Source organism: Chitinivorax sp. PXF-14 (genome assembly GCF_040812015.1).
Classification (GTDB): Bacteria; Pseudomonadota; Gammaproteobacteria; order Burkholderiales; family SCOH01; genus JBFNXJ01.
Genome location: NZ_JBFNXJ010000009.1, coordinates 82,441 through 106,740 on the forward strand (window position 1 = coordinate 82,441; position 24,300 = coordinate 106,740).

Below are 24,300 nucleotides of genomic sequence, written 5' to 3' on the forward strand. Positions count from 1 at the left end.
CTTATTTCGCCGAGCCGACGATGGTCGCTTCCACCATCAGCTCGATGCCACACTGTTGCTTCACCGCCTGCCGCACCTCGGCGATCAGGCCTTCAATCTCTGCCGCGGTGGCGCCACCGCGGTTCACGATGAAATTCGCGTGCCGCCGCGACACCTGCGCGTTACCGCTACCCTGCCCCGCCATGCCGGCCTGCTCGATCAGCGCCGCCGCCACCTGGCCGGCCGGGTTGCGGAACACCCGTCCCGCATTCGCCTCTTCGAGCGGCTGGCTCGCCGCACGGCGCGCCAGAAACTCGTCTATCGTCTGCCGCGCAAGGCTGCCATCGCGCTCGCGCAGGTCGAACCACACGCCGACAAACCACTCCTCCGAGGGCTCGACCAGCTTCGCCTCGCGGTAGCCGATCTCGTACTCCGCCGCGCTACGCACCGCCAGGCCGCCACCGCGCTGCACCACCTGCACGCTTGCCACCGAATCCCAGGCTTCGGAACTGAAACAGCCCGCGTTGCCCACCAGCGCCCCGCCCACCGTGCCCGGGATGCCGGCAAGGAACTCCAGCCCGGTCAACCCTTGCACGGCGGCGTAGGCCGCCAGCTCGGCGCCGCTCACACCGGCCCCGGCATACAGCCTGCGATAGCCCTTGGCCGGCGCCTGGGTCTCGACCCGCAACGCCATCAGCCCCGGCCGCGAAAACACGACCGTGCCGGCAAACCCGCCATCGCGCACCAGCAGGTTGGAGCCAGCCCCGACGAACAGCAGAGGCTGCCCACCCGCCGCCGACTTCAACCATGCGCACAACTCGTCGAGGTCGGCCGGCCAGATCGCCTGGCTGGCGTCGCCGCCCGCCTTCCACGACACGTGGCCCGCCATCGGCACCTGCTGCGCGATGCGGCCACGCCACTTCATGTCACACCTCGCCGCGCCGGATCTTGCCCGGCACCGCGCCGATACTGCCTGCGCCCATGGTCACCACGACATCGCCGTCACGCGCGAAATCCAGGATGGCCTTGGGCAGCTCGCCAATCTGCTCGACGAACAGCGGCTCGACCTTGCCGGTGACCCGCACCGCACGCGCCAGCGCACGGCCGTCTGCGGCCACGATCGGTGCCTCGCCAGCGGCATAGACCTCGGTCAGCAGCACCGCGTCGGTAGTCGACAGCACACGGACGAAATCCTCGAAACAGTCGCGGGTACGCGTGAACCGGTGCGGCTGGAAGGCCAGCACCAGGCGGCGGCCCGGGAAGGCGCCACGGACGGCGCTCAGCGTCGCATCCATCTCGACCGGGTGGTGGCCGTAGTCGTCGATCAGCGTGAAGCTGCCGCCATCGGGCAAGGCGATCTCGCCGTAACGCTCGAAGCGGCGGCCCACGCCGCTGAACTGGCGCAGCGCGCGCTGGATCGCCTCGGGTTTGGCGCCGGATTCGAGGCCGATGGCGATGGCGGCGAGCGCGTTGCGCACATTGTGCAGGCCGGGCAGATTGAGCTCGACCTCCATCGAATGCGGCTTGCCGTTCTGCCAGCTCACGGTGAAATGCATCTGGCTGCCGACCGCGCGTACATTGGTGGCGCGCACCTGGGCCTCGTCGCTGAGGCCGTAGGTGGTGATCGGCTTGCTGATGGCCGGGATGATCGCGCGCACATGCTCGTCGTCGACGCACAGCACGGCCATGCCGTAGAACGGCAGGTGCTGGATAAAATCGACGAAGGCCTGCTTGAGCTTGCCGAAATCATGGTCGTAGGTGTCCATGTGGTCGGCGTCGATATTGGTCACGACCGACATCACCGGGCTCAGGTAGAGGAAGGACGCATCCGACTCGTCGGCCTCGGCCACGATGAACTCGCCCTTGCCGAGCTTGGCATTGGTGCCGGCCGCTTCGAGCTTGCCGCCGATCACGTAGGTCGGGTCCATGCCCGCCTCGGCCAGCACGCTGGCGACCAGGCTGGTGGTCGTGGTCTTGCCGTGGGTGCCGGCGATGGCAATGCCCTGGCGCAGACGCATCAGCTCGGCCAGCATCATCGCACGCGGCACGACCGGGATCTTGGCCTCGCGCGCGGCGAGCACCTCGGGGTTGTCGGCTTTGACAGCCGTCGAGGTCACCACCACATCGGCGCCCTGCATGTGCCCGGCGGCGTGGCCCTGGTGAATGGTCGCACCGGCGGCCTTGAGGCGCTGCGTGGTCGCGTTGTCGCCGAGGTCGGTGCCGCTGATCTTGAAGCCCTGGTTGAGCAGCACCTCGGCGATGCCGCTCATGCCGACACCACCGATGCCGACGAAATGAATGTGTTTGACCTTGTGTTTCATGCTTTCTCTCCCGCCAGCTCAAGACACACGGCGGCCACGTCTGCGGTAGCCTGCGGCTTGGCGAGCTTGCGAGCGGCTTGCGCCATCTTGCTCAGTTGGGTCCGGCTCAGGCGCCCGAGCACGCCGGCCAGACGCTCCGGCGTCAGGTCGGCCTGCGGCAGCAACACTGCTGCGCCATTGTCGGACAGGTAACGGGCGTTGCCGGTCTGGTGGTCATCCACCGCATGCGGCAGCGGCACCAGGATGCTGGCGACGCCGGCTGCGGCGAGCTCCGCCACGGTCAGCGCGCCGGCGCGGCAGATCACCAGGTCGGCGTCGCGGTAGGCGGCGGCCATGTCGTCGATGAAGGCGACGGCATTGGCTTCGACGCCAGCCTTGGCATAGTTGGCCTTGAGCGCGTCGAGATGTTTGGCGCCAGATTGATGGGTCACCAGCGGGCGATCTTCGGCCGGCAGCAGTGCCAGCGCAGCCGGCACACGCTCGTTCAAGGGCTGCGCGCCGAGGCTGCCGCCGACGACGACGATGCGGATTGCGCCGTCGCGCGGTGCATAGCGCTCGGCCGGCGCCGGCAACTGCGAGATCGCCTCGCGCACCGGGTTGCCGACGAGCCTGACCTTGCCACCCAGCTTGAATGCGGCCGGGAAAGCCGTCAGCACCGCATCGGCGACGCGTGCCAGCACCTTGTTGGTCAGCCCGGCGACGGAATTCTGTTCATGCACCACCAGCGGCTTGCCCAAGAGCGCCGCCATCATGCCACCGGGGAAGGCCGGGTAGCCGCCGAAGCCCGCCACTACGTCAGGGCGATGGCGACGAATCGCGGCGATGCTCTGTGCGAACGCACGCAACAGCATCAGCGGCATCACCGCCATGCGGACGATGCCCTTGCCGCGCAGGCCGGCGATCTGCAGTGTCTCGATCGGGTAGCCATGCTGCGGCACCAGGCGGTTTTCCATGCCGTCGGCGCCGCCGAGCCATACCACGCCCCAGCCGCGCGCCTTCATCGAGTCGGCCAGCGCCAGCGCCGGGAACACGTGGCCGCCGGTGCCACCGGCCATGATCATGATGGTGCGGTCGCTCATACCGAGTACCCCCGCATCAGCTGCCGGTTTTCCCAGTCGATGCGCAGCAGCACCGCGAGCGCGATCAGGTTGGCGACGATGCCCGAGCCGCCGAAGGACAGCAGCGGCAGCGTCAGCCCCTTGGTCGGCAACAGCCCCATGTTCACGCCCATATTGATGAAGGCCTGGGTGCCGAACCACACGCCGATCAGCTGCGCCACGAGTGCCGAGAAATCACGGTCGAGGCGGCTGGCCTGCAGCCCGATCTGGAAGCAGCGCAGCACGAGGCCGCAGAACAGCAGCACGACGATGGTGACGCCAACGAAGCCGAGCTCCTCGGCGATCACAGCGAGCAGGAAGTCGGTATGCGCCTCGGGCAGGTAGAACAGTTTCTCGACACTGCCGCCCAGGCCCACGCCGGTCCATTCACCACGGCCAAACGCGATGAGCGAGTGCGAGAGCTGGTAGCCCTTGCCCAGCGGGTCCTTCCACGGGTCCATGAAGCCGATCAGGCGCGCCTTGCGGTAGGGCGACACCAGCACGATGCCGACGAAGCCGACCACCAGCAGCACGATCAGGCCGGCGAACAGCCGCCAGTTGAAGCCGCCCAGGAACAGCGCGGCCATGGCGATGGCGGTGATCACGGCAAAGGCGCCGAAATCGGGCTCGGCCAGCAGCAGGCCGCCGGTGACCAGCATCACCACGAACATCGGGAAGAAGCCCTTGACCAGGCTATGCATGTAGGCCGCCTTGCGCACCGTGTAGTCGGCCGCGTACAGCACCACGAAGAACTTCATCAGCTCGGACGGCTGCAGGTTGATCACCACCAGCCCGAGCCAGCGCTTCGAGCCGTTCACCTCGCGGCCGATGTGCGGGATCAGCACCAGCACCAGGAGCGCCGAGCCGATCAGAAACAGATAGGGCGAATACTGCTGCCAGGTGCGCATCGGCACCTGGAAGGTGACCCCCGCCGCGACCAGCGCCACCACCAGGAAGATGCCGTGGCGTACGAGGAAATAGGTCGAGCGGAAGCCGGTGTCCTTGTCGCCCTCGGCCATCGCGATCGAGGCCGAGTAGACCATGACGAAGCCGATGGCGAGCAGGACCAGCGTGATCCAGAACACCACCTGATCGTAGGCGGCGGGGGTCTTCTGCCGGCGGAATTCGGTGTAGAGCTTCACGCGCGCGCTCCCGGCAGGCGTTTGACCGCGGCGATGAACACCTCGGCGCGGTGCGCGTAGTTGCGGAACATGTCGAGGCTGGCGCAGGCCGGCGACAGCAGCACCACATCGGCGGGCTGTGCCAGCTTGGCGCTCTCGGCGACGGCGACATCCATGTCGGCGGCGTCGAGCAGCGGCACGCCACTATCGGCAAGCGTCGCGCGGATCAGCGGGGCGTCGCGGCCGATCAGCACCACGGCGCGGCAGGCGTGGGTGACAGCGGCCTTGAGCGGCGAGAAGTCCTGGCCCTTGCCGTCGCCGCCGGCGATCAGCACGGCTTTCTGCTTGAGGCCGTTGAGCGCGGCCACGGTCGCGCCGACATTGGTGCCCTTCGAGTCGTCGTAGTAGGCGACGCCATTGACCGCCTCGACGAACTCGACGCGGTGCGGCAGGCCCTTGAAGCTGCGCAGGGTATCGAGCAGCGGTGCCCAGTCGAGGCCGATGGCGCGGCACAGGGCCAGCGCGGCCAGCGCGTTGGCGGCGTTGTGCAGGCCGGCCAGCTGCATGTCGTCGACGGCGAGCAGCGGCTGGCTGTCGAGCGCGAGCCAGGTTTCGCCATGCTGCTCGATCAGGCCGTAAGCCTGGCCGGCTGGCGCGCGGTCGAGCCCGAACCAGACGGCCGCGCGGCCCTCTTGCACCATGCCGCGGCACCATTCGTCTTCGCGGTTCAGCACCTGCACGCCCGCGCCGTGGAAGATGCGCGCCTTGGCGGCGGCATAGTCGGCCATGCCGGCGTAGCGGTCCATGTGGTCTTCGGTGACGTTGAGCACGGCGGCGGCATCGGCAGCCAGCGTGTGCGTCGTTTCGAGCTGGAAGCTCGACAGCTCGAGCACGAACACGTCGGGCACGCGGCCGTTCAGCCCGGTCAGCGCATCGAGCACGGCCAGGCCGATATTGCCGGCGACCACGGTATCGAGGCCGGCCGTCCGGCACATCTCGCCGACCAGCGTGGTGACGGTGGTCTTGCCATTGGCGCCGGTGATGGCGATGACTTTCGATTTCGTGCCGGCGATCGCCTCGGCGAACAGCTCGACGTCGCCAACCACGCGCAGGCCAGACTCGATCGCGGCGGCGATGGCCGGCGTCGCGAGCGGCACGCCGGGACTGGCGACGGCGAAATCGCAGCCGGCGAAGGTATGCGTGCCGAAGGCACCGGCCAGGATCTCGACGCCGGGCAGGGCAGCGCGCAGTGCGTCGAGATTGGGCGGATTGTCGCGGCTGTCGGCCACGCGCACGCGCGCACCATGGCTCGCGAGCCATTTGGCGCACGACAGCCCGGTTTCACCGGCGCCCAGCACGACAACCTGTTGACCTTGATAATTCATACCCATCACACACACTGTTTAATGTTTTATCGCCCCGCGGCTCTGCGGCCCGGGGCGTCCCGCCTGTCAGCGCAGTTTCAGCGTCGACAACCCGACCAGCACCAGCACGATGGTGATGATCCAGAAACGCACGACGACCTGCGTTTCCTTCCAGCCCTTCAACTCGTAATGGTGGTGCAGCGGGGCCATGCGGAAGATGCGCTTGCCGGTGAGCTTGAAGCTGCCGACCTGCAACATCACCGATACCGCCTCCATCACGAACACGCCGCCCATGATGAACAGCACGATTTCCTGGCGCACGATCACCGCAATCACACCGAGCGCCGAGCCCAGCGCCAGCGCGCCGACGTCGCCCATGAACACTTCTGCCGGATAGGCGTTGAACCACAGAAAGCCCAGGCCCGCGCCGCCGATCGCCGCGCAGAACACCGCCAGCTCGCCGGCGCCCGGAATATGCGGCAGGCCGAGATATTTCGAGAACACCGCGTGGCCCGCCACGTAGGCGAAGATCGACAGCGCGGCGGAAACCATCACGGTCGGCATGATCGCCAGGCCGTCGAGACCGTCGGTCAGGTTCACCGCATTGGAGCTGCCGACGATCACGCAGTAGGTCAGCACCACGAAGCCCACCGGGCCGAACGGGTAAACGATGTGCTTGAAGAAGGGCACGATGAAATCGGTGTTCGACGGCAGGTTGGCGGTGCCGGCCAGGAACAGGCCGGCCGTAATCGCGATCACCGACTGCCAGAACATCTTGGCCTTGGCCGACAGGCCTTTCGGGTCCTTGTAGACGACCTTCTTGTAATCGTCGACGAAGCCGATCACGCCCGTTGCCAGCGTCACGGCCAGCGTCAGCCACACGTACTTGTTCGTGAGATCGCCCCACAGCAGCGTGGTCAGCGCGATCGACAGCAGGATCAGCGTGCCGCCCATGGTCGGCGTGCCGGCCTTGACGAGGTGGGTCTGCGGGCCGTCGCTGCGCACCGCCTGGCCGACCTTCATCGCCGTCAGCTTGCGGATCACCAGCGGCCCGAGCAGCAGCGAGAAGGCGAGCGCGGTCGCCATCGCCATCACCGCGCGCAGCGTGATGTAACCAAATACGTTGAAGGCACGAACTTCGGACCCGAGCCATTGTGCGAGTAATAACAGCATGGCCTGCCTATCCCTTGAGCTGCGCCGTCAGAAAATCCACTACCCGTTCCATCTTCATGAAGCGGGATCCTTTCACCAACACCGTGGTGTCGGCCGTCATCTCGGCCTTGAGCGCCGCCAGCAGCGCGTCGAGCTCGCTGTAGTGATGTGCCGCCGGGCCGTAGGCACGGGCCGCCTCGCGCGTCAGCTCGCCAAGGCAGTAGAAATGCTCGATGCCCTTGTCGGCGGCCAGCTTGCCGATGTCGGCATGCAGCGCCGGCGCGTCGGGGCCAAGCTCGCCCATATCGCCCATGACGAACACGCGGCGGCCCTTCTGCCCGGCCAGCACGGCGATGGCGGCGGCCATCGAGTCCGGGTTGGCGTTGTAGGTGTCGTCCACGACGATGGCGCCGCTGAGGCCAGCCTTGCGCTGCAGCCGACCCTTGACGCCGTCGAACAGCGCCAGGCCGCGGCCGATCGCATCGAGGCCGATACCCATCGCCAGCGCGGCCGCGGTGGCCGCGAGCGCGTTGCGCACATTGTGCAGGCCCGGCACGCCGAGCTTGAACGAGACATCGCCCGCAGGGGTGTGCACGCTCACCTCGCTGTCGAACACGGCGAGCTTGAAGGTGGCGCGCACGTCGCCCTGGCTGAGGCCGAACTCGATGCGCCGGTGCGAGCCGGCAAGCGAGCGCCACAGCGGCGCATGGGCGTCGTCGGCATTGATCACGGCGACACCGTCGGACGTCAACCCTTCGAATATCTCGCCCTTGGCGCGCGCCACGGCCTCGACCGAGCCCAGGCCCTCGAGATGCACGGCGGCGGCGTTGTTGACGAGCGCCACGGTGGGCTTGCCGAGATTCGTCAGGTAGGAAATCTCGCCCGGATGGTTCATGCCCATCTCGATCACGGCATAGCGGTGTTCGGGTGCCAGACGCAGCAGCGTCAGCGGGGCGCCGATGTCGTTGTTGAGGTTGCCGCGCGTCGCCAGCACGCCGGCGTCGGAGCTCGCCGCGCAGCAGATGCTGGCGAGCATTTCCTTGACCGAGGTCTTGCCGCTGGAGCCGGTAATGGCGGCCACAGGCAGGTTGAACTGGCTACGCCAGTAGGCAGCGAGCTGGCCAAGCGCGCGGTGGGTATCATCGACGCGAAGCAACGGCAGCCCGGCACCGCCCTCCCAAGCGGTATTCACCATGGCTGCGGCCGCGCCGTCCGCCAAAGCCTGTGTCACGAAGTCGTGGGCGTCGAAGCGCTCCCCTTTGAGCGCAATGAACAGATCGCCCGGCTCGATGGCCCGGCTGTCCGTGGTGACGCGCGCAAATCCGACTTCCGGGGCGGTCGTGGCGCCCCCAATGGCTTTCGCGGCTTGATTCAGGTTCATCATGGTCGGCAGGCTCATCAGAGTTTGCCTCCCACGCGTTTGGCCAGCGCCGCCAGTGACTGATCCACATCGCTGAACGGCCGTTTTACTCCTTGCACATCCTGGTAATCCTCATGTCCCTTGCCGGCGATCAGCACGATGTCGCCAGCCTGCGCCTCATCCACCGCCCAGGCGATGGCTGCGGCGCGGTCTGCCAGAGTGCGCTGACCTGGCCCCATGCCGGCCACCACTTGTTCGATGATCTTGTCCGGGTCTTCGGTGCGCGGGTTGTCGCTCGTCACCACGGCCACGTCGGCCAGCCGGCCGGCGATGCCGCCCATCAACGGGCGCTTGCCCGGATCGCGGTCGCCGCCGCAGCCGAACACGCAATACAGCTTGCACCCGGCCGGTACGATGTCGCGCAGCGTGGACAGCGCCTTTTCCAGCGCGTCGGGCGTATGCGCGTAATCGACCACGACCAGCGGCTGCGCCGCGCCACCGAGCCGTTGCATGCGCCCCGGCGCGGCCTCGATCGAGCCCAGCGCACGGGCGGCGTCGTCAAGCGCCACGCCGGCGGCCAGCAGCGCGCCAAGCGCCGCGAGCAGGTTGGCCGCGTTGAACAGCCCCAGCAGGCCGCTGCCGATGCGTGCCTCGCCCTGCGGCGTGGCCACGCTCATATGAATGCCTTGTTCGTCGACGCGCAGCTCGCGGCAGTGCAGCTCGCCCGCCTTCAGGCCGTAGCCGAGCACGGCGACGCCGCGCGCACGGCAGTCCGCCGCGAGCCTGGCGCCAAAGGCGTCGTCGAGATTGATCACGGCGGCCTTGAGCCCGGGCCAGGCGAACAGCTTGGCCTTGGCCGCGCCGTAGGCTTCCATGTCGCCGTGGTAGTCGAGATGATCGCGCGTGAGGTTGGTGAACACGGCGACATCGAATGCCACGCCGGCCACCCGGCCCTGATCGAGCCCGTGCGACGATACCTCCATCGCGATGGCCTGCGCGCCCAGCTCGCGATAGGTAGCCAGCCTTGCCTGCAGGCTCACCGCGTCGGGCGTGGTATGGGTCGCCACTTCCAGCTGACCCGGAAAACCGTTGCCGACTGTGCCAATCACCGCCGTCTTGCGGCCAAGCGCGCTCAAGGCGTGGCTCAGCCAGGTGGTGATCGAGGTCTTGCCGTTGGTGCCGGTCACGCCGATCACGGTCATATGCTTTGACGGTTCGCCGTTGACGAGGCTCGCGACCTCGCCGGCACGCAGGCGCAGCTCGGGCACCGGCAGATTGGGCACGGCCCATTCGGCCTTCCAGTCGAAGCCGTCGGCAGCGTCCCACAGCACGCCGGCCGCACCGGCCTCGAGCGCCTGCGGAATATAGTTACGGCCGTCGGTATACTCACCCATACAGGCCAGGAACACGTCGCCGGGCTTGATCTGGCGGCTGTCCGCCACCACGCGGCCGAGCGGCACGCCGAGTTGTTCGAGCAGGGGCCAGGTGATCGCTGTGCTCATCACATCGTCCCCTCTGCCGCTTCCTGCTGGTCCATGCCCGGCAGAATGATGCTGTTGACCGGCGCATCGTTGGGCACGCCGAGAATGCGCAGCGCACCGCCCATCACGTTGGCGAACACCGGCGCGGCCACCGTACCGCCGTAATACTGGCCAGCCGTGGCCTCGTCGATCATCACCGCCACGATCAGGCGCGGGTCGGATGCCGGCGCGAGGCCGACGAAACTCGATACATACTTGTTCTTCGAGTAGCCGCCGCCTTCGAGCTTGTTGGCGGTGCCGGTCTTGCCACCCACGCGGTAGCCGACCACCTGTGCGCGCGTCGCGGTGCCGCCCGGCTGCGTCACCATCTCGAGCATCTTCTTCACCGCATCGGCGGTCTCGGGCTTGATCACCTGCTTGCCCGGCGGCGGCGCCACCTGCTTGATGAAGCTGATCGGCTTGATCTCGCCGTGGTTGGCGAAAACCATATAGGCATGCGCCATCTGGATCAGGCTGACCGAGATGCCGTGGCCGTAGGACATGGTCGCCTGTTCGATCGGGCGCCAGGTCTTCCACGGCCGCACGCGGCCCGCCGCCTCGCCGGGAAAACCGGTGTGCGGCACCTGGCCGAAGCCCAGCGAATGCAGGAAGTCGGAGTGGTATTCATGCCCCAGCGACAGCGCCATCTTGGCGGCACCGACGTTGGACGACACCTGGATCACCTGCTCCACCGTCAGCGCACCGTGCGGGTGGGCATCGTGGATTGTCGCCGGGCCGATGCTCATGCGCCCGCCCTGGGTGTCGATGATCGTGGTCGGCTTGAAGGTGCCCGCCTCGAGCGCGGCGGCAGCCGTGATCGGCTTCATCGTCGAGCCCGGCTCGTAGAGGTCGGTCAGCGCGCGGTTGCGCTTGCGCGCCGGGTCGATCGCGCCGCGGTTATTCGGGTTGTACGACGGGATGTTGGCCAGCGCCAGCACCTCGCCGGTCTTGGCGTCGAGCATCACCAGGCCGCCGGCCTTGGCCTTGTTGACGTCCACCGCCTGCTTCAGCTCGCGGTAGGCGAGGTACTGCAGGTTGCGGTCGATCGACAGCGTCAGCGTCTGGCCATCCTGCGGCTTCACCACGCTCGACACGTCCTCGACGATGTAGCCGCGGCGATCACGGATCACGTGCCGGCTACCGGGCTTGCCGGCGAGCGTGGCGTTGCGCGTGAGCTCCATGCCCTCCTGGCCTTTGTCGTCGATGCCGGTCTGGCCGATGATGTGCGCCAGGAATTCGCCGGCCGGGTAGTAGCGGCGGTATTCCTGCTGCTTGTAGATGCCGGGGATGTTCAGCGCCAGCACGCGGTCGGCGAGCTCGGGCTGGATCTGGCGCTTGATGAAGACGAAATCGCGCTTGCGGTCGGCGATCTTGGCCGTGACATCGGCCGCCGTCATGCCCAGCAGCTTGGCCAGCTGGCCGATCTGCTGCTGGCTCGGCATCTCGTCCATGTCGGCCGGGCTGGCCCAGATCGACTGCACCGGGGTAGAGATGGCGAGCGGCTCGCCATTGCGGTCGGTGATCATGCCGCGAATCGCTTCGAGCTTGAGCACGCGGCTGTAGCGCGCCTCGCCCTTTTCCTGCAGGAACTCGCGGTTATACGCCTGTAGGTACACCGCACGCCCCACCAGCAAGGCGAAACCGGCCCCGAGCGCGCCCATCAGCGTGTAGCTGCGCCATGCGGGTAGTCTTGCGTTGAGGTTGGAGTTGGCCGTGTACATGTCTTTAATTGCGCCATTACTGCGCTACGGTTTTCTCGCCGGCCGACTTGGCCGGCACGGGCACGGTGACCACTTGCGTACGAGAGCCATCTGCCACCTGCATGCCGAGCTGTTTCTGCGCGATGGTCTCGATACGCGAGTGCATCGCCCAGGTGCTCTGCTCAAGCTGCAGCTGACCCCATTCCACATCGAACTGCTTGGACAACTTCTGTTCCTTTTGCAGCTCGATAAACAACTTGCGCGCCTTGTGTTGTGAAGTCACGACACTCAGCGCGCAGGCGATCAACACCGCCAACAGCAATAGATTCAGCTTCGTCACAACGGCGCTTCCGTCCGCTCCGCCACTCTCAGGATCGCGCTGCGCGCACGCGGATTGGCTTGCGTTTCCTGCGCCGAGGGCTTGATCGGCTTGCCCACCACCTTCAGCGGCGGCGCCTTCAGCTCGGACGCACGGATCGGCAGGCGGCTCGGCATGTCGTCATCGTTCGCCGCATCCTTCATGAAGCGCTTGACGATGCGGTCTTCCAGCGAATGGAAGCTGATCACCGACAAGCGCCCATTGGGCTTGAGCAAGGCCAGCGCCTGAGGCAGGACTAGCGACAGCTCCTCAAGCTCTTGATTGACGTGAATCCGTATAGCCTGAAAGCTTCGCGTCGCCGGGTCCTGACCCTGTTCGCGGGTGCGGACACAGCCCGCCACGATCTCGGCAAGCTGTCGGGTGGTGGTAATTGGCCGCTCCGATCGAAGCGCGACAATCTTTCTTGCAATCTGCTTAGCAAACCGCTCTTCGCCATAGTCTTTGATTACTCTGTAAATATCTTGTTCAGGCGCATCGGCCAGCCATTCGGCCGCCGTCACGCCACGCGTGGTATCCATGCGCATGTCGAGCGGCGCATCGAAACGAAAACTGAAACCGCGGCGGCCGTCATCGATCTGCGGCGAGGAAATACCGAGATCGAGCAGCACGCCGTCGACCTTGTCGATACCGAGCGCCGCCAGCCCGGCCTTCATCTCGGCAAAACCGCTGTGGACGATGTGGAAGCGGGCATCGGCAATCGTTGCCGCCTCGGTGATCGCCTGCGGGTCCTTGTCGAACGCAATCAGCCGGCCAGCCGCGCCGAGCTTCGACAGGATCAGCCGGCTATGCCCGCCGCGGCCAAACGTCCCGTCGACATAGATGCCATCGGGCCTGATCGCCAACCCATCCACCGCCTCGTCCAGCAATACCGTGCGATGCACCAGCCCAACCACATCGCTCACAGCGAGATACCTTCCATCTGGCTCGCCAGATCGTCAGCCGGGATCGCCATCGTGGCTGCGGTCTGCGCATCCCACTTGGCGGCATCCCACAGCTCGAATTTCTTGCCCATGCCGACCAGCGACACATCCTTGTCGAAGGCAGCCTTGTCGCGCAGCGTGCGGCTCACCGAGACGCGGCCCGCCTTGTCCATCTCAACCTCTTCCGCGTAACCGAGCACCACGCGCGCGATTGCGACGCGCGAGCCAGTCAACTGCATCATCTGGTCACGCACCGGCAGCCAGTTCGGCTCGGGGTACAGCAGCAGGCAGCCATCGGGCGCCAGCGTCAGCACCAGGCGGCCAGCGCACAGCGACATGAGGGCATCGCGGTGCCGGGCTGGCACCGTGAGACGACCCTTATCGTCGAGACTGAGCGTTGAGACGCCACTGAACATTTTGCTTTCCTGGGTGACCGAGGGAGGTAGCTTCACCCACTTTCCACCACCTTCCCCCACTTCCTCCCACTATAGAGCATGAAACCTATGCCGGTCAACTCGATTACAGCCATTTTCTCGTTTCGTAACAAACACTTAGCAGAACATCACAAAACACGAAAAGTCTTATGAATGAAGGAGATAGAAGAGAATCCAGAAGTAGCTCCTTAACAACATTGGCATGCGGGGAGAAAGTGGGGCGAACCACCAGCGCATCCCCCATGCCGGCTATAGATTTGCCGCGGGGCGCCGATGATTAGCGTTAGTCCTGCCCTCGCCCCTGTGCGCCAACACGGAGAACAACAATGAAGCACACCCTATCGGCCACCCTGCTCGCGCTGGCCACGGTGCTGTACGGCTGCGCGAACCCGCCAAGCCTGTTCACGCCAGCCGGCAGCAGCGCCCCCGCGGCAAAACTGCGCTTCACCGCCACCGGCTATGGCTCGGCCAGCACCTTCGAGGGCTACACCGCAGGCCAGCGCCGCCTGCTCGCCATGCGCGCCGCGAAGCTCGACGCCTACCGCTCGCTGGCCGAGCAGGTATATGGCGTGCGCATCAAGGGCAACACCACCGTTGCCGCGATGGTGGCGCAGAACGACAGCTTCCGCGTCTACCTCGACGCCTATCTGCGCGGCGCGCACGTGGTCAGCGTCACGCCGATGGCCGAGGGCAATTACGAGACGGAGATCGAGATCGAGCTGCCGCCAGACTTCTGGCGCATGCAGCTGACGGCGCCACCAACAGCCAGTGCCACGGCGTCATCCAGCGCACCGGCCGGCGCGACGGCAAGCGCCAGTCCCGTCCTGGCCAGCAGCGGGTATAATCGCAGCTTCTATTACGCCGACTGACCGCCGCCTTGACCGTTCTCCCGCCGCGCCTGGCGCTCATCCTGCTGACGCTTGCAGCAACCCCGCTGGCGGCCGAGACATTGACGGCACAGGGCATGGCCGCGCTCGACGCAGCCGGCTCGCGCGAAACGGCACGGGCAGAGGCCATACGCGACGCACTGGAGCAGGCATCGCTCGAAGCCGGCGCCCAGGTGGCAGGCAGCTCACCGATCGCCCGGCCCGACCAGGGCAGCCTCTCGGTCAACGCGCAACGGCGCCCCAGCCAGTTCCGCCTCAAACGCGAATGGACGGACAAGGGCCTGCTGATGGTCGAGGTCGAGGCTGACTTTCCCGACGACAGCGCCGCCTCGCCCCGCCCCACTTCGCAGCCCGTGCAGCAGACCACCAGCTGCGCAGGCAACAGCCAGCCGCGCTATCGCAAGACCATCGCGGTGGCGCCGTTCCTGCTCATGCAGGCAGGCCAGGCCGACGACCTCGACAATCCCGGCCAGGGCGTGCCCAACGAGCTGCTGCGCCGGCTGGAAGCCAGCAAGCGCCTGCTGCCGACGGTCAACGCCAACGCCAATGTGTTCGGCGGCACGGCATCCGCCGCCCCGCTGCAGGCCGACCCGGAGGCGATCAAGCAGGTTGCGCTCAACACCAACAGCCAGTTCGTGCTGACCGGCCGCGTACTCGACACCAGCGTCAGCGCCCGCCAGACCCGCCCCTACTGGGGCTGGCAAAGTGCCGACAACGGTAGCCCGCATTTCGGCGTGGCGCTGCCCGGCTCGACGCTGGGGGCCGGCGTGGCGCAGCAGGCGACGCAGCGGCGCTTCGAGATCGAGTTGCAGATATACGATGGCGCCACCGCCGTGCTGCTCGCCCGGCATACGCTGCAGCAGGAAGCCAGCGGCAAGGTGGCGACGAGCAGCCGTCAGGCATTCGGCAGCAGTGGCTTTCTGGCCAGCGACTATGGCCGGGCTGTCGACCGCGTGCTCAACGATGCCACCAGCGCCATCGACAACACGCTGGCCTGTCTGCCGCTGACGGCCAAGATCGTCAAGATCGACGGCTCCCGCATCTACCTGAATGCCGGCGGCCTGCAGCAGCTCCGTCCCGGCGACACGCTGACGGTCTACAAGAAGCAGACCAACAAACCGGTGTCGCTGCCCGAGACCAACGAGGCGCTGGGCATCCCCGAGACACCGGCGGCCAGCGCCAGCATCGTCCAGGTGCAGCCGCGCTTCGCCATCGCCGAGCTGAGCCGTACGGCCGGCATACGCAGCGGCGACCTGATCCGCGACGACAATCGCGGCAGCTCGGGCCGATTGACGGAAGCGGCGGCCGAGCCCTCCACCGCATCAGACAAGGCGCCCGGCCAGCGCCAGCAGGACGGCACTAGCGGCACCAAGGCGGCAGCCAAGGGGCAGGACAAGCAAGCCAAGCCGGCCAAGAAGAAAACCGCCAAGTCCGCCACCAGGAAATCGCCGGCAAAGTGCGACTGCCCGCCAGCCACACCGACCGTGCCGACCAAACCCGCCGCGCCCGCCAAGCTGTCGTGACGCGCCCTGCGCAACCCCGGAACCCGATCATGGCAACACGACTGCAATCCGCACCGCGCCTCATCGTCGCCACCGTGCTCGGCCTCGCGCTGAGCACGCCGGCCGACGCGGCGATCCGCCCGCTGGGTTATCACAAACCGCGCAAGCCGGCTGCCGTGCGCCCGGCCCCGCCGAAGGCCGCCAGGAAACAGGCCGTGCCCGTCGCGGAGGCCGTCGAGCCGGCCAAGCCGGCAGCAGCGCCCACAGCCGTACCGATCGTAGCGAGCCCGCCACCGGTGCCCGAAGCGCCGAGAGTGCCGATGGAGCAGGTCGTCAACTCCTGGGCCCCCTACACCTATCCCTGAGCCCTGCACGCCACAGCGGGCGCACCCCAGGCCGGTAAGCCCGGCTTCGCCAGACCTCTATTTCCAGAATGGCTTGGGCAGCTCGGCATGTGCCACGCTGACCGTCTGCGCCCGCAGCCAGCCGCGCAGCATGCCGAGCAGCTCCGCCTCGTCCGGCCTGCGCACGAGCGCCGACTGGGTAGCCAACAGGCCATCGGCAACGCTCTGATCGTGATGTCGGCCTAGGCCATCCTGCACCGCCTGCAGCCAATGATTGAAGCGCTGGTAGCGCTTGCCGGCATACGACAGCGCACCGAACTCGCCCAAGTAGCGCAGCTTCTTGGCCAGGATGCGCGTGCGGTGCAGGGTGGCGGCCGAGGTTTCGTCGGCGCGCTTGAGCGCATCGCCCAGGCGCCGGGAATACTTGCCCAGCAGCGGCGCGGCGGCATCACCGAAGCTCGCCGGGCCGTCGGCAGCCGCCAGCAGCGCACACCAACGACCCAGGCCGAGCAGCAGACGCTGATAGCGCATCGAGCCGACGGCCTCGCGCGCCGCTTGTTGCGCAGCGAAGCCGGCCGCCGCAAGCCGCGCGTGCAGGCGGGCCTGTGCCGGATGGTCACCCACGGCCTTCAGCACCGTGGGCAGCGTGTCGTTCAGCAACACATCCCAGTCACGGGCGCGGCCCAGCTCGTTGCCCAGCCAGCGTAGCTCGCCGCGCAAGCTCGTGACCGTGTCGGGCTCGGGCAGATCGGCGGCAAACAATCCGAGCAGCACGCGCAGACGCCGGATCGCGACGCGCATCTGATGCAGGAATTCGGGGTTCTCGGCCGCGCCGAGAAAGCCTTTTTCATTGTCCTGATAATGCGCCAGCAGGCCGTAAGCCAGGGTCGCCACCGCCTCGGGCAGCGCCGTCTGTGCCGCGATGGCCGGCGGCGCCCACTTGCCTGGCACCCGCGGCGCGGTGCCGTAGGCGAGGCGGTAGCCGCGCTCGGCCTTGCTTGCATTCTCCAGCCTGAGCTCGAAGCGCTCGGCCAGCTGCAAGGCGAGATCGAACAGCGCGGACACCGGGCCATCCTTCAGCTCGAGCTCGATCTCGCAGATCGGATCATTCTGCCCGGCAGCCGAGATGTCGCCGCGATCGATCGCGACCTCGATTTCGACGCCCGGCGCAGGCCGGATCAGCCGTATCGTCCGCTGAAAATCGGTGCTGAACACCGGCTGCAGGCGGGCGGTACGCTCGGGCGTGAGGATCTCGGACCACTCGCTGCCGTCCAGCGCGGCGAATTCGAGTGCGCGCCCGGCAACGGCGAACTCGAGCTCCTGCCGCGCATGCAACCCGCCCGACACCTGGCCGCCACCCTTGATGGTCTGCAGCCACTGTTCGCCGTCGCGGCGCAGGCGCAGGCCGATGCGGGCCTGTTGCAGCTCGCGCTCGGGTGTATCGAAGTAGATATTGGCCAGCTCGGTCTGGCGCGAAGCGCCACGCGTCGCCGGCTTGAGCAACGGGTCTTTGAGCAGGCGGGCGGCGTCACCGGGGTCAATGGCAAGTTTGAGTTCGATTTCCATGCTGATGGCCTGAAAGCAGTCTGGAAGCCATGCTAGCAGAGATTGACTGCACGCAGATGGCAATCATGGCCCGCCGCGCGGCCATGAAAAAAGGCCAGCGCGTGGTGCGCTGGCCCTTGCATGGGTTGAAGTCAGCCGATAAGCCGGGTTCTGTCGTGGACAGTCATTCCTCTAGGCGCCGGATTGCTCCGGCACTCAAGCTGCCTACCCGCGGACTCGGCGAGCAACCTCGACGTCCGCCTATTTGGCATTGCTCCGGGTGGAGGTTACCGCGTTTCACCGTAACTGAATACGCTCGTCTCTGTGGCCCTATTCCTCGCCTCACGGCGTACGGCCGTTAGCCGTCACCCTGCTCTATGGAGCCCGGACTTTCCTCCCCCGGCCTTGCGGCCGGCGGCGACTGTCTGGCTGACTTCGCCGCCTATTCTACACCATCGGCCTGCGGCCCAGTAGCGGCGCGCACTCCAGCCAGCCCGCAGGGCGCGCCGGTATTGGCTCGCAGCCCAATCAGCCGACGATTTTCCAGCCCAGCGATTCGCCTGCGCGCAGCGGCACGACGGTGTGTTCGGCAAACACGTACTCGGCCGGCACAGTCCAGTCTTCCTTGATCAGCGTGATCTGCTCGGTGTTGCGCGGCAGGCTGTAGAAATCGGGGCCGTTGAAGCTGGCGAAGGCTTCGAGCTTGTCGAGCGCGTTCGCCTTGTCGAAGGCTTCGGCGTAGAACTCGATTGCCGCGTGCGCCGAGTAGATGCCGGCACAGCCGCAGGCGGCCTCCTTGGTATGCTTGGCGTGCGGCGCCGAGTCGGTACCGAGGAAGAATTTGCGGCTGCCGCTGGTCGCCGCCTTGACCAGTGCCACGCGGTGCTCCTCGCGCTTGAGCACCGGCAGGCAGTAGTGGTGCGGGCGGACGCCGCCGACAAAGATTGCGTTGCGGTTCATCAGCAGGTGCTGCGGCGTGATCGTTGCGCCGATGTGGTCGGGCGCCTCCATCACGAACTGCGCCGCCTGCCGGGTGGTGATGTGCTCGAACACCACGCGGAGGCCGGGGAACTGCTTGAGCAGCGGCACCATCACCGTGTCGATGAAGGCCGCCTCGCGGTCGAACACATCGACGGCCGGGTCGGTCACCTCGCCGTGCACCAGGAAGGGCAGGCCCTGCTTCTCCATCTCGGCCAGCGCCGGCGCGCATTTGCCGAGCAGGTCGGTGGCGCCGGAGTCGGAGTTGGTGGTGGCGCCGGCCGGGTAGAGCTTGACCGCCTTGACGAAGCCGCTCTGCTTGGCGCGCACGATTTCGTCCGGCGTGGTGTTGTCTGTCAGGTACAGCGTCATCAGCGGCTCGAAGCGCGAGCCGGCCGGCAGCGCGGCGAGAATGCGCTCGCGATAGGCCGCTGCCAGCTCGACCGTGGTAACCGGCGGCTTCAGGTTGGGCATGACGATGGCGCGGCCGAACTGGCGCGCGGTGTGCTGCAACACGTCGCGCATCGCGGCGCCGTCGCGCAGGTGCAGGTGCCAGTCGTCGGGGCGGGTGAGGATAAGCTGCTGGGTCATGATTCGGCTCGCTGAAAATCGGATCGGCAAACCTTCATTATACCGGCAAGCTCAGTCGCCCTCGCGCAGCTTCAACGCCGCGTCGTACAGCTGCTTCTTGTTCGCGCCGCTGATCTCGGCCGTCAGCGTGGCGGCCTGCTTGACCGGCAGGTCCTTGAGCAGGATCTGCAGCACGCGCAGCGCCTCGGGGTCGATCTCATGGCTGGCTTCGGCTGCCGGTGCGCCCTCCACCACCACCACGAATTCGCCGCGCGTCTGGTTGGCGTCACCGGCGAACCATGCGGCCACCTCGCCCAGCGTGCAGCGGTGGATGGTCTCGAAGGCCTTGGTCAGCTCGCGCGCGAGCACGACGCGCCGGGCCGGGCCGAATACCGTCAGCAGATCGACGAGGCATTCCTCGATGCGGTGCGGCGCCTCGTAGAATACCAGGCTGTAGGGTGCGTCCAGCAAGGCTTCGAGCGCCTTCCTGCGGTGTCCGGTCTTGGCCGGCAGGAAGCCGGCGAACAGGAACTGTGGCTGGGTAAAGCCACTGGCCGAGAGCGCCGTGACGACGGCGCTGCAACCGGGGATGGGCACCACGCGCAGGCCGGCCTCGCGCACGATGTCGACGAGCAGCGCGCCGGGGTCGCTCACGGCAGGGGTACCGGCATCCGATACCTGCGCCACGGACTTGCCGGCACGTAACAATTCGACGATACGCTCGGCCTCGCGGCGTTCGTTGTGCTCGCGCAGGCTGATGGTCTTGGTCAGTATCTGGAACGAGGACAGCAGCTTCTGGGTGACGCGCGTATCCTCGGCGGCGATGAGGTCGACCTGGCGCAGGACGTCGAGCGCGCGCGGGCTCAAATCCCGCAAATTTCCAATGGGCGTGGCCACCACATATAATACGCCTTCTTCCACGGCGCGATTTTCCAGATGCGACAACGTCTTGCCTCGTTTGTGCTGATTGCCAGCGGCCTACTATACGCAGGCTGTTCCTCGTTCGCCAGCCAGCCCCCTGCACCCATCGAGTCGCGCACGCAAGCGCCGGCCCAGGCCGCGCCGGTGCGGCCGTCCGTGCAACCGGCCAGGCCGCAGCAGGAGCCTGCGCCACCTGTTGCGCCGACGACAACCCCGATGCCGGCCGGCGAGGCGCCGGCGGCATCGGCCGAAACGCCGCTGATTGCGCTGCTGTTGCCGCTTTCCTCCAAGACGCTGGGCACTGCCGCCGAGAGCGTGAAGGATGGCTTCACCGCGGCGGCCAGCGCCAAACCGGAAACCGAGCTGCCGATCCGCATCTACCCGGTCAACGAGCAGACCGACGACCTGCTGCTCACCTACAAGCAGGCCGTGATGGAGGGCGCACGCGTCGTCGTCGGCCCGCTCACTAAGCCCGGCCTGACCATGCTGGCGAACAGCAACGCGGTCAGCGTACCCACGCTGGCGCTGAACTCGCCCGAGGCCAATGTGCAGCTGCCGGCCAAGCTGTTCAGCTTCGCCATCTCGGCGGAGGCCGAGGCGCGCCAGGTGGCGAAACTGATCTACGATTCGGGTCGCTCGCGCGTGCTCGTGGTCAGCAACGACACCCCGCTGAACCGGCGCATCGCCGCGGCCTTCTCCGACACCTGGAAAAAGCTCGGCAACACGGTGGAGGACGACTTCCAGCTCGGCGCCAAAACAGCCTACAGCAAGCTGCGCGAACGGGTCGATGCGGGCCAGCCCGAGGCCATCTTCCTCGCGCTCGACTCGCGCAAGGCCAGGCTCGCGCGCCCCTACCTGGGTAGCCTGATCCCCACCTACGCGACATCGCAGGTACACAACGGCAAGCTCAACGCGCCGATCAACCAGGACCTCGTCGGCGTGCAGTTCGTCGACATGCCGTGGCTCGTCGACAGGCAGAACGAGCTGGTCGCCGCCTACCCGGTCAGCGACAAGGCGCTGTCGGCCGACTTCGACCGGCTCTACGCACTCGGCATCGATGCCTACCGCCTCGCCGCCAGGCTCGCGCGCGGCCAGGCACCGGCAGGGCTGGAGGGCGTCACCGGCTTCATCGAGCTCGGCCGTGACCAGCAATTCACCCGGCGCGCGAGCCCGGCGTCGATCGGCCCGGCCGACACCGCGCAATGAAGCAATCCGGCCCGGCGGCCGAGGCCGCCGCCGCCCTCTTCCTGCAGCAGCAGGGCCTACGCATCGTCGAACGCAACTATCGTTGCCGCTTCGGCGAAATCGACCTGATCGCCCGCGACGGGAACACCCTGGTGTTTGTCGAGGTCAAAGCCCGAGCCAGCGGCGACTTCGGCGGCGCGCGCTACAGCATTACCGGCGCCAAGCAGCGCAAGCTGTGGACCACCGCCCAGCATTATCTGGCAACGCTGGGCAGCGAGCCGCCGTGCCGTTTCGACGCGGTGCTGTTCGAAGCCAGCGATGCGCCATCCTGGCTGAAAAATATTATGGAAAACTGAAACCGACTTATGGATCTCGTTGAACGCATCGGCGCCCAATTCCAAGACAATATCGAGCTGACCCGCGAGGTCATGGCCGATCTCTCGCCGGGCATCGCCCAGACGGCAGAACGCCTCGTCGATTGCCTGATGGCCGACGGCAAGCTGCTCACCTGCGGCAACAGCGCCTCGGCTGCCGATGCGCAGCGCTTCGCCTCGCTGCTGATCAACCGCTTCGAGCGCGAGCGCCCTGGGCTCGCCGCGTTCGCGCTGACCTCGGATACCTCGACGATCACCGCCATTGGTGAGGACTACGGCTACGACCTGATGTATTCCAAGCAGGTTCGCGCCATCGGCCAGCCCGGCGACCTGTTGCTGGCGATCGCGGCGAACGGCCATTCCGCCAGCGTGATCGACGCCATCCACGCCGCCCACGAGCGGCAGATGAACGTCATCGCGCTGGTCGGCAACGACCCGCAATTCGGCGACATCCTCACCGCCAGCGATATCCATCTCGGCGTGCCGGCGGACAGCGCCGCCCGTGTGCGCGAACTTCACCTACTGATATTGCACACCCTGTGCGATACCATCGACTGTTTACTGTTGGGAGCCGATTGATGAACAAGAAACTTATCCTACTGATGACCGCGCTGGCCGCAGCGCCCGCAATGCAGGCCTGCGCGCCGCTGGTGGTGGGCGCTGCAGCCGGCACCGCGCTGATGGCCAATGACCGCCGCACCACGGGCACCCAGATCGACGACCAGAACATCGAGCTCAAGATCAGCGCGCGCCTGAAAGAGCAGTTCGGCGACAGGGCACACATCGACCCGGTATCGTTCAACCGCGCCCTGCTGCTGGTCGGCGAGGTCGCCAACGAGCAGATCAAGCAGGATGCCGAGCGCATCGCGCGCACCGTGCCGAGCGTCAGCAAGATCTACAACGAGCTGGTCGTCGGCCCGGTCACCACGCTCGGCGAACGCGCCACCGACGCCGGCATTTCGACCAAGGTCAAGGCCAACCTGATCGGCAACAACCAGATCAACGCCAACCAGATCAAGGTCACCACCGAGGGCGGCATCGTCTACCTGATGGGCATCGTCACCCACTTCGAGGCGAAAGCCGCAGCCGACACCACGGCGGGTGTCTCGGGCGTGAAGAAGGTCGTCACGCTGTTCGAATACCTCGACTGAGCCGCCGCGCGATGAGTGCTGCCCAGGGGCGCCTCAGTGGCGCCCTGTTCATCTTGGCGTCCGCCACGGCATTCGGCGTGATGCCGATTTTTGCCCGCTACGCCTACGCCGCCGGGGCGGACACCTCGGCGATGCTGCTGCTGCGCTTTGGCATCGCCGGCCTGCTGATGGCGGCGGTGATGGCCGGGCGCGGCGCAAGCTGGCCACGCGGGCGGATACTGCTGGGCCTGGTGCTGATGGGCGGCATCGGCTACGCAGGCCAGTCGTTTGCCTATTTCAGCGCGCTCAGGTATGCCAGCGCCGGCCTGGTGGCCCTACTGCTCTATGCCTACCCGCTGCTGGTCGCGCTGTGGGCGATGCTGTTCCTGAAGGAACGGCTGACCCGGGGCAAGATAATGGCCTTGCTGGTGGCCACGGTCGGGCTGGTGTTGACCATCGGCCCGGCCGTCAACGGCAGGCCGATCGGCGTCGTGCTGGGCCTGTCGGCCGCGCTGATCTACTCCGTGTATATCGTGGCGGGCTCCCGCATCACGCCGTACGCCGGCGCCCTCGGTGCCTCCACGGTCGTCATGCTGGCCGCCGCCCTCACCTTTGCCGCCGGCGCCGCGCTGGGCAACCCGCACTGGCCCGCCACCCTGGCCGGCTGGGCGGCCGTCGCAGCCATCGCGCTGATTTCCACCGTGCTCGCCATCCTCGCCTTCTTTGCCGGGCTCAACCGGCTCGGCGCCAGCGAGGCTTCGATGCTGTCCACCTTCGAGCCTGTGGTCAGCGTCGTCTCCGCCGCATGGCTGCTCGACGAGTCGATGTCGGCAAGCCAGTGGCTGGGCGGCGGGCTGATTCTGGCGGCAGCCCTGCTGCTCGCCGCCACCGGCAAGCCTGCCAGCCCCGCGCCGAAAAGTTGAAGGGCGCCACGCGGGCGCCCTTTGCTGTCGGCTGTCGTGCGACTTACTTGATCACACTGACGGATGACTTGTCCGAATGCTGCTGCGAGCGCTCCAGGGCTTGCTGCTGTTCCAGCTCATAGCGACGGCGTGCGGTCTCGACCGACTCATTCCAGCGCTGGCGCGCCTCGGCCCAGCGACGGCGCCACTCGGCCGCCTCTTCTTCGCTCTTTGCCTCGCGAACCTTGCGCTCGTATATCGCATCGTTACGTTCGCTCTCTTCCTTGCCCTTCTGGTAGGCGGCCTCCGCATCCTTGCGGAAGGTATCCATCTGCTCGCGTGCGCTCTTGGACAACACCTTGTTGAGGTCGGCGTTGTCCTGCTCGATCTCGCTCAATGAAGCCGCGGCCTTGCGCCGTGCAGCCTGGGTCTCGTCCTCGATCTCCGCGGTCTGCGCTGCCATGGCTTCATGCCGGGCCGCCGCGCGCTCCTTCTGGAACCAGACAAGGGCCAGCAGCAATACGGCGATCACCAGCCCGATCTTGATAGCCTTGTTGTCCATTACGTTTCTCGCCTATCGATTGGATGACGGCATTCTACCGTGTCGTCATCGCC

The 24,300-nt window shown here is 66.8% G+C and carries 24 protein-coding genes and 1 other RNA gene; 8 read left to right on the plus strand and 17 right to left on the minus strand.

Annotated elements, in window-relative coordinates; genetic code table 11:
* Nucleotide 1 precedes the first annotated feature (1 nt).
* From murB to mraZ, 12 genes are all read right to left on the minus strand, one after another.
* The gene (gene murB / locus ABWL39_RS12295; RefSeq protein ID WP_367791267.1) at nt 2-904 is read right to left on the minus strand and encodes a UDP-N-acetylmuramate dehydrogenase; all 903 of its coding nucleotides are present in this window, start codon (nt 902-904) and stop codon (nt 2-4) included.
* A 1-nt stretch (nt 905) separates the two neighbouring features.
* Complete coding sequence (gene murC, locus ABWL39_RS12300) at nt 906-2,300, minus strand: UDP-N-acetylmuramate--L-alanine ligase (protein ID WP_367791270.1); 1,395 nt, start codon at nt 2,298-2,300, stop codon at nt 906-908.
* Nucleotides 2,297-3,379: an undecaprenyldiphospho-muramoylpentapeptide beta-N-acetylglucosaminyltransferase gene (gene murG, locus ABWL39_RS12305; protein WP_367791273.1), complete on the minus strand. Its 1,083-nt coding sequence runs from the start codon at nt 3,377-3,379 to the stop codon at nt 2,297-2,299. The genes murC and murG overlap by 4 nt, the downstream gene beginning before the upstream one ends.
* Nucleotides 3,376-4,539 carry a putative lipid II flippase FtsW gene (gene ftsW, locus ABWL39_RS12310; protein WP_367791276.1) on the minus strand — a complete coding sequence of 388 codons (1,164 nt, stop codon included), beginning with the start codon at nt 4,537-4,539 and terminating at the stop codon, nt 3,376-3,378. Before ftsW ends, murG begins: the two co-directional genes overlap by 4 nt.
* Nucleotides 4,536-5,903, minus strand: a complete 1,368-nt coding sequence (murD, locus tag ABWL39_RS12315; protein WP_367791279.1) for a UDP-N-acetylmuramoyl-L-alanine--D-glutamate ligase — start codon at nt 5,901-5,903, stop codon at nt 4,536-4,538. Before murD ends, ftsW begins: the two co-directional genes overlap by 4 nt.
* Nucleotides 5,904-5,969: 66 nt before the next feature.
* Entirely contained in the window at nt 5,970-7,055 is a 1,086-nt protein-coding gene (mraY, locus tag ABWL39_RS12320; protein WP_367791282.1) for a phospho-N-acetylmuramoyl-pentapeptide-transferase, read from the minus strand.
* A 7-nt stretch (nt 7,056-7,062) separates the two neighbouring features.
* The gene (murF, locus tag ABWL39_RS12325; RefSeq protein WP_367791539.1) at nt 7,063-8,418 is read right to left on the minus strand and encodes a UDP-N-acetylmuramoyl-tripeptide--D-alanyl-D-alanine ligase; all 1,356 of its coding nucleotides are present in this window, start codon (nt 8,416-8,418) and stop codon (nt 7,063-7,065) included.
* Between the two features lie 14 nt (nt 8,419-8,432).
* Entirely contained in the window at nt 8,433-9,896 is a 1,464-nt protein-coding gene (locus tag ABWL39_RS12330) for a UDP-N-acetylmuramoyl-L-alanyl-D-glutamate--2,6-diaminopimelate ligase (protein ID WP_367791285.1), read from the minus strand.
* Nucleotides 9,896-11,635 carry a peptidoglycan D,D-transpeptidase FtsI family protein gene (locus ABWL39_RS12335; protein ID WP_367791289.1) on the minus strand — a complete coding sequence of 580 codons (1,740 nt, stop codon included), beginning with the start codon at nt 11,633-11,635 and terminating at the stop codon, nt 9,896-9,898. The genes ABWL39_RS12330 and ABWL39_RS12335 overlap by 1 nt, the downstream gene beginning before the upstream one ends.
* 16 nt (nt 11,636-11,651) lie before the next feature.
* The gene (gene ftsL / locus ABWL39_RS12340) at nt 11,652-11,954 is read right to left on the minus strand and encodes a cell division protein FtsL (RefSeq protein ID WP_367791292.1); all 303 of its coding nucleotides are present in this window, start codon (nt 11,952-11,954) and stop codon (nt 11,652-11,654) included.
* Complete coding sequence (rsmH, locus tag ABWL39_RS12345; protein ID WP_367791295.1) at nt 11,951-12,895, minus strand: 16S rRNA (cytosine(1402)-N(4))-methyltransferase RsmH; 945 nt, start codon at nt 12,893-12,895, stop codon at nt 11,951-11,953. The genes ftsL and rsmH overlap by 4 nt, the downstream gene beginning before the upstream one ends.
* Nucleotides 12,892-13,365: a division/cell wall cluster transcriptional repressor MraZ gene (gene mraZ / locus ABWL39_RS12350; RefSeq protein WP_367791297.1), complete on the minus strand. Its 474-nt coding sequence runs from the start codon at nt 13,363-13,365 to the stop codon at nt 12,892-12,894. Before mraZ ends, rsmH begins: the two co-directional genes overlap by 4 nt.
* A 308-nt stretch (nt 13,366-13,673) precedes the next feature.
* Here mraZ and ABWL39_RS12355 point away from each other — a divergent pair, with 308 nt between their 5' ends.
* The 3 genes from ABWL39_RS12355 to ABWL39_RS12365 are packed head-to-tail and all read left to right on the plus strand — an operon-like array spanning nt 13,674 to nt 16,101.
* Nucleotides 13,674-14,216: an LPP20 family lipoprotein gene (locus tag ABWL39_RS12355; protein ID WP_367791300.1), complete on the plus strand. Its 543-nt coding sequence runs from the start codon at nt 13,674-13,676 to the stop codon at nt 14,214-14,216.
* A gap of 8 nt (nt 14,217-14,224) precedes the next feature.
* Complete coding sequence (locus ABWL39_RS12360) at nt 14,225-15,757, plus strand: flagellar assembly protein T N-terminal domain-containing protein (protein ID WP_367791303.1); 1,533 nt, start codon at nt 14,225-14,227, stop codon at nt 15,755-15,757.
* 29 nt (nt 15,758-15,786) lie between these two features.
* Entirely contained in the window at nt 15,787-16,101 is a 315-nt protein-coding gene (locus ABWL39_RS12365) for a hypothetical protein (protein ID WP_367791306.1), read from the plus strand.
* Between the two features lie 57 nt (nt 16,102-16,158).
* Here ABWL39_RS12365 and ABWL39_RS12370 read toward each other — a convergent pair whose 3' ends face one another.
* The 4 genes from ABWL39_RS12370 to rsmI form a co-directional block, all read right to left on the minus strand.
* Entirely contained in the window at nt 16,159-17,646 is a 1,488-nt protein-coding gene (locus ABWL39_RS12370; protein ID WP_367791309.1) for a CHAD domain-containing protein, read from the minus strand.
* Between the two features lie 123 nt (nt 17,647-17,769).
* An RNA gene (rnpB, locus tag ABWL39_RS12375) (RNase P RNA component class A) lies at nt 17,770-18,062 on the minus strand.
* A gap of 91 nt (nt 18,063-18,153) precedes the next feature.
* Nucleotides 18,154-19,194 (minus strand): dihydroorotase, encoded by a 1,041-nt coding sequence (gene pyrC / locus ABWL39_RS12380; protein WP_367791312.1) that lies wholly within the window; start codon nt 19,192-19,194, stop codon nt 18,154-18,156.
* 51 nt (nt 19,195-19,245) lie between these two features.
* The gene (gene rsmI / locus ABWL39_RS12385) at nt 19,246-20,094 is read right to left on the minus strand and encodes a 16S rRNA (cytidine(1402)-2'-O)-methyltransferase (RefSeq protein ID WP_367791315.1); all 849 of its coding nucleotides are present in this window, start codon (nt 20,092-20,094) and stop codon (nt 19,246-19,248) included.
* Between the two features lie 15 nt (nt 20,095-20,109).
* Here rsmI and ABWL39_RS12390 point away from each other — a divergent pair, with 15 nt between their 5' ends.
* The 5 genes from ABWL39_RS12390 to ABWL39_RS12410 are packed head-to-tail and all read left to right on the plus strand — an operon-like array spanning nt 20,110 to nt 23,706.
* A complete protein-coding gene (locus tag ABWL39_RS12390) occupies nt 20,110-21,300 on the plus strand; it encodes a penicillin-binding protein activator (protein ID WP_367791318.1) in 1,191 nt (396 codons plus the stop codon).
* Nucleotides 21,297-21,635, plus strand: a complete 339-nt coding sequence (locus tag ABWL39_RS12395; protein ID WP_367791322.1) for a YraN family protein — start codon at nt 21,297-21,299, stop codon at nt 21,633-21,635. The genes ABWL39_RS12390 and ABWL39_RS12395 overlap by 4 nt, the downstream gene beginning before the upstream one ends.
* A 9-nt stretch (nt 21,636-21,644) precedes the next feature.
* On the plus strand, nt 21,645-22,232 hold the full coding sequence (locus ABWL39_RS12400; protein WP_367791325.1) for an SIS domain-containing protein: 588 nt from the start codon (nt 21,645-21,647) through the stop codon (nt 22,230-22,232).
* The gene (locus ABWL39_RS12405; protein ID WP_367791328.1) at nt 22,232-22,804 is read left to right on the plus strand and encodes a BON domain-containing protein; all 573 of its coding nucleotides are present in this window, start codon (nt 22,232-22,234) and stop codon (nt 22,802-22,804) included. Before ABWL39_RS12400 ends, ABWL39_RS12405 begins: the two co-directional genes overlap by 1 nt.
* 11 nt (nt 22,805-22,815) lie before the next feature.
* The gene (locus tag ABWL39_RS12410; protein WP_367791331.1) at nt 22,816-23,706 is read left to right on the plus strand and encodes a DMT family transporter; all 891 of its coding nucleotides are present in this window, start codon (nt 22,816-22,818) and stop codon (nt 23,704-23,706) included.
* A gap of 43 nt (nt 23,707-23,749) precedes the next feature.
* On the opposite strand, the gene ABWL39_RS12415 is transcribed toward ABWL39_RS12410, so the two are convergent.
* Entirely contained in the window at nt 23,750-24,247 is a 498-nt protein-coding gene (locus tag ABWL39_RS12415; protein WP_367791334.1) for a hypothetical protein, read from the minus strand.
* Between the last annotated feature and the right edge of the window lie 53 nt (nt 24,248-24,300).